Below are 6,027 nucleotides of genomic sequence, written 5' to 3' on the forward strand. Positions count from 1 at the left end.
TTACTGCTCCCTGATGTCGTTCCAGATGCGGGAGAACCGCTGGGCTGCATCTTCGCGCACGTGGACGCTGACGTCGATGGCCCCGTCGTCGATATCGACGCTGAGGTGATCGACGTTCGCCTCGTAGACGCTGTGGTGGCTGCCGTCCGGCTCGATCTGGGTTCGTTCGACGAGGAGACCCTGATCGATCATGTCTTCGACGCGGCGATAGATCGTCGAAAGGGCAACGTCACACTCTTCGCTCAGCTCCTTGGCGGACATGGGTTCGCGGCTCGTGGCCGCCAGTATCTCTCGCACCCGTCGTTCGCCGAGGAGCGCCAGGAGGTCGTCCGAAGGCGCGTCGGTGGACACAGCTGTTCCTCGCACACGGACGTACGTGGCGGTGGTATTTAAACGACCGACAGCCTTGCGTCGGGCGCAAAACAGCTTCTCGTCCTATGTGTACGGGGAACCAACGTCTCTCTGAGAGGTGACCACCATGGAAACGAACCGACTCACGCGCCGACGAGTACTCCAGGGGAGCGGTAGTCTGACACTCCTCGGACTGGCGGGATGTGACGCGCCGACCGGGCAACCGACCGACGAACCGGCCGGCGGTGAGGGTCACAGCGACGATCACGCGGGCCACGGTGATAGCCCCCACGGCCACGAGCAGGTCGGCGAGCCGAAAGCGACTCGGGAAGTACTCGTCAACACGGCCCGGAACGGCGACAACACCGAGTACCACTTCGATCCGCACGTCACGTGGGTCGATGTCGGTGGGACCGTCACGTGGACGCTCGAGAGCGGTAGCCACACCGCGACGGCCTACCACCCGGGGAACGACCAGCCGCGGCTCGTTCCTGAGGGGACGGACGCCTGGGACAGCGAGATGCTCTCGGAAGAAGGCGAGACGTTCGAACACACCTTCGAGACGGAGGGCGTCTACCACTACTACTGTGAGCCACACGAAACCTTCGGGATGCTGGCCACTGTCATCGTCGGGGATCCCGATCTCGACGAGCAGACTGCTCTTCAGCGTGTTCCCGAAGAGAAGCCCGAGGAGGTCCGTGGCAAACTCGAAGAACTCAACGAGATATGCCATTCGATTCTCGATGGACCTCACGAAGAAGAGACGACCGAGCACGGCGACGAGGAACAAGAGCATCACGAGACGGAGACGGCCGAGCACGGCGACGAGGAAGAAAAACACCACAGCAGTCAGACGACGACCACGAGTTGAACAAGGAGCGTGACAGACAGGGTGTTCAAAACGCCGCGAAGACTTCACCTGACGTACTGTCAGGAAACGTCTGAACAGTGACCGCCTCTTGTTTCTGCCCGCCCATCCCGGGTGACCCAGCCGGCATACCTGGGAGTGCGATCCCGTCGACCGACGGTGATTCCTCAGTGAGCCGAGACACTACCAGTAGCAGTGTTGTTTCCTAGATCGAATCCAGTACCGACCCGAGTCCGAACAACAGCGTTTGGGCACCAGTGAGGTATCCCGATCTGTATGTCCAGTACACGATCAAGGGGATAGCGAACCCGGCCGTGATAGAGACACCGAGCACCGGTGTCTGCGTCATTCTGAAGCAGGTCGTCCGGGAATCGAGAGGTCGATGCCGCCCAGCCGGCGGGCGTTGATCGCGACGATGATCGTCGAGAGCGACATGAAGACGGCGCCGACGGCAGGTGAGAGCAGGATCCCGAGCGGTGCGAGCACGCCAGCTGCCAGCGGGAGGGCGAAGACGTTGTAGCCGCTCGCCCAGACGAGGTTCTCCTGCATCTTCCGGTAGCTGGCCGTCGAGAGTCTGATCAGTCGGACCACGTCCAGCGGGTTGTTCTCGACGAGGATGATATCGCCGGATTCGATCGCGACGTCGGTCCCGCTGCCGATGGCGATGCCGACGTCGGCCCGCGTCAGTGCGGGCGCGTCGTTGACGCCGTCGCCGACCATCGCGACCAGCTTCCCCTCCTGCTGGAGTTGTGTGACTTTGGTGTCTTTCTCCTCTGGGAGGACTTCCGCGAAGTACTGGTCGATCCCGAGGTCCTCGGCGACTGCTCGGGCGACGTCTTCGGAGTCGCCGGTCAACATTGCGACCTCGATGCCCATCTCGTGGAGTGTGTCGATCGTCTGGCGGCTCTCCTCGCGGATCATGTCTGCGAGCGCGAACGCCGCGACGACCTCAGACTCGTCCCGGACGAGGTAGACGACGGTCTGGGCGTTCGAACCGGCCTCCTCGGCGAAGTCGGTGATCTCCTCGGGTCGTTCAACGCCGAGTTTCTCGAGCAGGTTCGGCCCACCGAGGTGAATCGTCTCTCCCGAAACGGCGGCTTTCACGCCGAGGCCGCGGAGATTCTCGAAGTCCGAGACGCTGGCTCGCTGGACGTCACGTTCTTCGGCGGCCTCCCGGATCGCGCGGGCAATCATGTGTTCGGAGTCGCCTTCGACGCCGGCGGCCACTTCGAGTGCACGCTGCTCGTTCCAGTCGCCGGCCGTCTCCACGCTGACGACGCCCTGCTCGCCCCTGGTCAGCGTGCCCGTCTTGTCGAACATCACGGTGTCGAGGTTTCGGGCCTCTTCCATGGCGATCCGGTCGCGGACGAGCATCCCGTTCTTGGCGGCGGTCGAAGTATTGATGGCGACGACCAGCGGGACGGCCAGCCCGAGCGCGTGGGGACAGGCGATGACCAGCACCGTCACGACCCGTTCCAGGACGACGACCTCGAATCCTTTCAGGAGGACCCACGCGATGGCCGTGACCGCGGCGACGGCGAGCGCGACGTAAAACAGCCAGCCGGCGGCCCGATCGGCGAGCAACTGCGTTCGGGACTTGGACTGCTGGGCCTCCTCGATAAGGCGCATGATGCCCGCAAGCGCCGTCTCCTCGCCGGTTTTACTCACTTCGACGCGCAGGCTCCCATCCTGGTTGACCGTACCGGCGACGACCTCCGAACCGGGTTCCTTCTCGACGGGTCGGGACTCGCCCGTGATCATCGACTCGTCCACGCTCGACTCGCCGTCGACGACATCGCCGTCGGCCGGTACGCTCGCTCCCGGGCGGACGAGGACGACGTCGCCCTCGGCGAGTTCGGAAACGGGGACTTCCTCCGTATCACCGCTCTCGGTGACACGTTCCGCGGTGTCGGGCATGAGTTGCGCCAGTTGGTCGAGCGCGCCCGAGGCTTGCCGGACCGAGCGCATCTCCATCCAGTGACCCAGTAACATGATGTCGATCAGCGTCACGAGCTCCCAGAAGAACGGGGTCGTCCCTTCGAGGAACAGACTGGCGATGGAGTAGACGAACGCGACGGTAATCGCCAGCGAGATGAGCATCATCATCCCGGGCTCGCGATTGTTCAGTTCCGACCGGGCCATCGAGAGGAACGGCACGCCACCGTACGCGAAGACGATCACTGAGAGGACGGGTACAATCCAGACGCTCCCCGGGAACGTCGGTGCCGTGTAGCCGACGACCTCCTGAATGAATTCGCTGAAGAAGAGAACCGGGACCGAGAGGACGAGGGACACCCAGAACCGGCGACGGAACATCTGTTCGTGACCGGAGTGGTCCGCGTGGCCACCGTGTTCGTCGTGGCCTCTGTGGCTGCCGCGGTCGTGTGACCCGTGCTCGCCGTGTCCGTCTCCGTCGCCATCACCGGGTCGGCCGTGGCGGTCGTGTGCGTGCTCGCCTCCGTGACCGTGTGATTCTTGCTCGGAACCGTGCTCGTGATGCGTGTGCTCGGCTCCGGTGGCGGCCTCGGTCTCGGTCTGGAGCTGGCAGATACGACAGCACTCACACCGGCCGCTCGTCTGTGGCGGGGCACGCCGCCTCGGTTCTCGCGTCGTCGTCTCGCCGTGGTCCGGGTGGTCTTCCATAGATTGCCTCGTTGTCTTGCTCGCCGTATCCACCCACGGCCACTGACCGACCGGGGAAGAACTGCGAAGCGTTCTGTGTCTGTCTGTCTGTCGATCACACAGTTTCGACAGGCACTGTCAGGCCGTCGCCGTATAGCCAGCGTCTTCGACAGCCTGGGCCGGTGCCGGAACGTCGGCGTCGCCAGCGGCGCTCGCCTGCCCGGACTCGTGGTCGGCACTCGCGTCCGTCACGCCGCTGACGTCGCAGAGTGCTTCCTCGACGGTCTGCTCGCAGTGCCCGCAGGACATCCCCTCGACGGTGAGTGTCGTCGTCATACAACACTACCTACGCTCGCATATCTTATGCGAATTTCCCCTTCGATAACGGGAGATCCGGGAGCCGCGATCTTTCGAATTGAAAGCCGGCCAGTAAATCTTTCATCGGGGCGTCGTCGTATCCTCGTTTTCGCGGTCGCCGAGATCCCCGTATGCGCGTTCCCGATCTCAGGGAATCACCCACGGTGGAGTCGCGTCTCGCGGTAGTAGACGGAGACCGTGCAGGCGGCGACGAGTGCGAGATAGACGACACTCCACCCGAGTGACGCGGCCGTATCGACGCCGGAAGTGAGTCCGGTATCGACCATCACCCGGACGGGGTGGTAGCCGGGGAAGAGTTTCATCCACCAGTCGGGCGAAGATTGGACGAACAGCGGGTCCTGGAAGAGGCCGATGTCGAGCATCGGGAGGATCAGCATGAGCCACATCCCGGCCAACCGGTTGACCGCAGCCCCGACGAGCATCCCGACGAGGCCGTAGGTCATCGAGAGAACGAGCATCGCGGCCATGAACCACCAGAGGTGCTCCGGCCAGAAGTCCGCGAGCATGACGGCGACGGAGGCCGTCGTGACGACGACCGTCAGCGTGGCGAGAACGCCGAACCGGGCGGCGATCACTTGCCGTGCGTGGTAGCCGACGACCGCCAGCCGGCCGTCCGTCCCCCTGGCTTCTCGCATCAGGAACAGGCCGGCGAGTCCCGCGATGAGCGCGCTCGTGATCGGGGTCATGATGACGCCGTGGACGTCCGGCATCGCCCGCGGAACCGTCGCCACTTCGCCATCGACCAGCGTCCGGACCGGCATCCGGACATCCTGAGTCACTGCGAACGCGAGCGTGATGAACGCAAAGGGGAGGACGACCAGAAGCGCGAGGAGGACGTAGCTGCGGGTCTGCTCCCGGAGCCCGATCGAGAACGCGGTTGTGGTTCGGCTCACACCGACCACCCCCCTGCCGTCCGCATCGTCCGGCCGAAGATCACCGTCACAGCAACGAGCAACACGAGGACGTACCCGCCGACGAACAGGAGGTCACCCGTCGCGAACGTGCCGTCGAAGACTGCCGACTGGAGGAGTTGTTTGGGGTGATACAGCGGGAAGTACTGCACGAAGTCGGGGACGTCGGCTGCCAGCGGACTATCGCCGCTGAGGAAAGCGTCCATCATCGCCAGAAACACCACGACAAGCGACCCTTCGAACAGTCGCGGCATGACCGCGCCCACGAGCGCGCCGATAAATGCGTAGACGAGTCCAGCGAGCGCGAGGAATCCGAACGCGGCGACCGGCGCGTCCGGCTCGAGGGTCAGCCGGAGGATGCCGTAGTTCACGCCTGCGACGACGACCGTCACGGTCGTGAGCGTGGCCAGACGCGTCGCGAGCAACACGCGAGGTGGATAGCCCGTCCGGACGAGCCGCTGGTCTGCGTCCCGGGCGTCGATCATCTGGACTAGTCCCATGAGCCCAGCGATGATGGCGACGCCGAAGACCCCTCCCAGAAGCCGCCCCAGATCAATCGGGATCGCTTCGACTGTCGGCATCGACGGCAGTCCCGCCATCGCTTGCCCCCACCCTTCGATGACGACCAGGGGGAGCGCGATTGCCAGCACGACATTCAATGGCGTTCGGAGGAACGTCCGGACGTTCGACTGAACGCCCACGGCGAACCTACGCATCGGACATTCCCTCCCGGGACTGCTGGCCTTCGTTCTCGGCCCCTTCGTCGGTCACGTCGTAGACACTCCCGTCCCGAACTTCGTACTCAGCTTTGCACGTTGAAGTAGGAGCGTGACGTAGGCGGTAGCAAGGACAGATGATGCCGATTACGGACTTTCTGTCGTGCACGCGCGTGTTCGA

Annotated in this window: 8 protein-coding genes; 1 reads left to right on the forward strand and 7 read right to left on the reverse strand. The window is 64.1% G+C overall.

Translation table 11 applies throughout. The features are described 5' to 3' along the window. Nucleotides 1-351, reverse strand: coding sequence for an ArsR/SmtB family transcription factor (locus OB916_RS15720; RefSeq protein WP_315910248.1), 351 nt, complete (start codon nt 349-351; stop codon nt 1-3). Between the two features lie 127 nt (nt 352-478). Here OB916_RS15720 and OB916_RS15725 point away from each other — a divergent pair, with 127 nt between their 5' ends. Then, nucleotides 479-1,222, forward strand: coding sequence for a cupredoxin domain-containing protein (locus OB916_RS15725; RefSeq protein ID WP_315910249.1), 744 nt, complete (start codon nt 479-481; stop codon nt 1,220-1,222). 25 nt (nt 1,223-1,247) lie between these two features. On the opposite strand, the gene OB916_RS15730 is transcribed toward OB916_RS15725, so the two are convergent. From OB916_RS15730 to OB916_RS15755, 6 genes are all read right to left on the reverse strand, one after another. Next, entirely contained in the window at nt 1,248-1,403 is a 156-nt protein-coding gene (locus OB916_RS15730) for a DUF411 domain-containing protein (RefSeq protein ID WP_315910250.1), read from the reverse strand. Nucleotides 1,404-1,564: 161 nt separating this feature from the next. Next, complete coding sequence (locus tag OB916_RS15735) at nt 1,565-3,862, reverse strand: heavy metal translocating P-type ATPase (protein ID WP_390884098.1); 2,298 nt, start codon at nt 3,860-3,862, stop codon at nt 1,565-1,567. A 117-nt stretch (nt 3,863-3,979) separates the two neighbouring features. Then, entirely contained in the window at nt 3,980-4,177 is a 198-nt protein-coding gene (locus tag OB916_RS15740; protein WP_315910251.1) for a heavy-metal-associated domain-containing protein, read from the reverse strand. A gap of 176 nt (nt 4,178-4,353) precedes the next feature. Further along, nucleotides 4,354-5,112, reverse strand: coding sequence for an ABC transporter permease (locus tag OB916_RS15745; protein ID WP_315910252.1), 759 nt, complete (start codon nt 5,110-5,112; stop codon nt 4,354-4,356). Continuing rightward, nucleotides 5,109-5,846, reverse strand: a complete 738-nt coding sequence (locus OB916_RS15750; protein ID WP_315910253.1) for a hypothetical protein — start codon at nt 5,844-5,846, stop codon at nt 5,109-5,111. Before OB916_RS15750 ends, OB916_RS15745 begins: the two co-directional genes overlap by 4 nt. Beyond that, a partial coding sequence (locus OB916_RS15755; RefSeq protein WP_315910254.1) for a hypothetical protein occupies nt 5,839-6,027 on the reverse strand: 189 nt, incomplete at its 5' end. The genes OB916_RS15755 and OB916_RS15750, both read right to left, overlap by 8 nt.

Origin of the sequence: Halapricum hydrolyticum (genome assembly GCF_025517535.1) — an archaeon.
GTDB classification, from domain to species: domain Archaea; phylum Halobacteriota; class Halobacteria; order Halobacteriales; family Haloarculaceae; genus Halapricum; species Halapricum hydrolyticum.